The organism is Pseudomonas sp. BS-2016 (assembly GCF_001806145.1).
Taxonomy (GTDB): domain Bacteria; phylum Pseudomonadota; class Gammaproteobacteria; order Pseudomonadales; family Pseudomonadaceae; genus Aquipseudomonas; species Aquipseudomonas lundensis.
Map to the genome: position 1 here is coordinate 1 of NZ_MLCT01000186.1, position 2,327 is coordinate 2,327.

3 protein-coding genes are annotated in these 2,327 nt (G+C 61.2%); all 3 read left to right on the top strand.

Going from position 1 to position 2,327, the window contains the following annotated elements:
* Nucleotides 1–246 (top strand): stage II sporulation protein M (locus BKD70_RS23600; protein ID WP_175441036.1); only part of this gene is annotated, 246 nt, incomplete at its 5' end.
* Complete coding sequence (locus BKD70_RS23605; protein ID WP_070415506.1) at nucleotides 233–1,762, top strand: DUF4129 domain-containing protein; 1,530 nt, start codon at nucleotides 233–235, stop codon at nucleotides 1,760–1,762. The genes BKD70_RS23600 and BKD70_RS23605, both read left to right, overlap by 14 nt.
* On the top strand, nucleotides 1,759–2,327 hold a 569-nt coding region (locus BKD70_RS23610), incomplete at its 3' end, for a DUF4350 domain-containing protein (protein WP_139145837.1). The genes BKD70_RS23605 and BKD70_RS23610, both read left to right, overlap by 4 nt.

Below are 2,327 nucleotides of genomic sequence, written 5' to 3' on the forward strand. Positions count from 1 at the left end.
GGCTGGTCACTGGTCGCCCCCGGGCGCTTGGCGCGCAGCGAAGCCCTGCGCCTGGCCGCGCGCAAAAGCGTAAGGATGCTCTGTGGTGTCATGGTGTTCCTGTTGATCGCCGCCTTTATCGAAGCCTACTGGTCCTCAACCACTCGCATTGAGCCCTGGATCAAGTACGCGGTAGGCGCCGCCCTCTGGCTGCTGGTGGCCGCTTACCTGACCCTGGCCGGGCGGAGTCGCCATGCGCCTGACTGACGCCAGCGTAGTCATTCGCCCGCGCACTTCCTGGGAAGCCATGGACTTGGGTGTGCTGATGGCCCGGGAACGCCGTTTCTTGCTGATGAGCAGTTGGGCGCTGGTGAGCCTTCCGATATTCAGCCTGTTGACGGTGCTGCTTTGGAGTTACCCGTCTCTGGTCATGTTCCTGTTCTGGTGGCTCAAGCCGGCCTTCGACCGCTTGCCGCTGTACATTCTTTCCCAGGCCCTGTTTGCTGAGCCCCCCAGCCTCAAACAGGCCGTTCGCCATTGGCCGCAGTTGCTCAAAGGGCAACTGTTCGCCAGCCTGACCTGGCGGCGGCTGAGCATGAGTCGCAGCTTCACCCTGCCCGTCAGCCAACTGGAAGGCCTGGACGGTGACGCACGTCAACGACGCCTTGGGGTGTTGCTGCAACGTAACGCTGGCGCCGCACGCTGGCTGACGACGATCGGCGTTCACCTGGAAATCGGCCTGTGGTTTGGCGGCATGGCCCTGTTCTATCTCTTCATCCCGCAACAGGTTGAACTGGACTGGGACTGGCAACGACTGGTATTGGCATCAGGCTCGGACGTGCTTTGGCTTGAGCACCTGAGCAATGCCTTCTATGCCCTGGTCCTGGTGTTCTGGGAACCCATCTACGTCGCCTGTGGCTTCAGCCTGTACCTCAACCGCCGCACGGTGCTGGAGGCCTGGGACCTGGAACTGGTATTCCGTCGCCTGCGCCAGCGCCTGAACAACGTTGCACCGCTGCTGTTGCTGGTCGTTGGCCTGGCACTGCTACAAATCAGCCCACCGACCATGGCAGATGAAACCACAGCCCATAAGCCACTCAGTACCCAGGCCGCCAGCCAATCCATCCAGGCATTGCTGGAAAAGCCACCTTTCAAGAACCCGGAAACCGTCACACGCTATCGGTTTGGCGAAGAAAAAGCGCCGGTTGAAAACAAGGCCAAGGGCGACGGCAAATTACCCGGCTGGCTCCAGGCACTGCTCGACAACCTTAACAGCGACACCTTCAAATACGTCGCCAAAACCTTGGAAATACTGCTCTGGAGCCTTGTGATTGGCGGCCTGGCCCTGGTGTTCTGGCGTTACCGTGAATGGTTGCTCACGTTCGTCAGCCGCCTCGGACCCACTCGCACTACCGCCCCCTCGCCCGTTCCCGCTCAGTTGTTCGGCTTGGAGCTGGGCGCCGAGACATTGCCCGAAGACATCGCCAGTACCGCCGAACAACTATGGCCCACCCAGCCCCGGGAAGCCCTTGGCCTGCTGTATCGCGGGTTGCTCAGCCGGCTGTTGCACGAGTTCGACCTGCCACTGACAAGCGCCGATACCGAGGGGCAGGTGCTGGAGCGCGTTCATCGTTTGCAACAACCGCAATTACTGGCGTTCAGCGACGAACTGACGCGCCACTGGCAAAACCTGGCCTATGGTCACCGCCTACCGCCCTCTTCAGCCCAACAAAAACTGTGCAGCGACTGGCGTGCTCTTTTCAGTGACGGAGCGAGCCAATGAACCGGGCGTTATGGTGGGTAGCGCTGCTACTGGCGTGCCTGTTGGGTGCGGGCGGCCTATATGGCTGGCACAAGGCAATTCCCTACGAGGAAGTGGTAAATCGCGGCCCGTCACCAGAGGCACGCGCCAACCCTTACCTGGCCGCCGAGCACTTTCTGCGCCAGCAAGGCGTGGTGGTGGCGCATGCCAATGGCCTTGAACGACTCGCCGAACTGCCCGCCAAAGGCCATAGCCTGTTGCTGCTGGGGGAGCGCAGCAACATGACCCCACGCCAGGTCGAACAACTGCTGGGCTGGGCAAAAGCCGGTGGCCACCTGCTACTGGTCGCCGAGGCATTATGGGATGAAGAAACCGGCACCAGCGGTGACTTGCTGCTTGATCGCCTCACTGTCCGCCAAACCTTGAGCGACACCTTCGACGAACCCGCGCCACCGCGTAAAAAAACCAAGCCGGACCTGACCAAGCTGTATGTCGACAACGAAACGGCACCGGCCTATTTCAGTTTTGACACCGACTTCAACCTCACCGACCCCAAGCACCTGGCGCAGTTTTCCGCCAACAGCGC

Coding starts and splice junctions, on each gene's coding strand:
- BKD70_RS23605 (WP_070415506.1), top strand. CDS start 233: ATGCGCCTGACTGACGCCAGCGTAGTCATTCGCCCGCGCACTTCCTGG.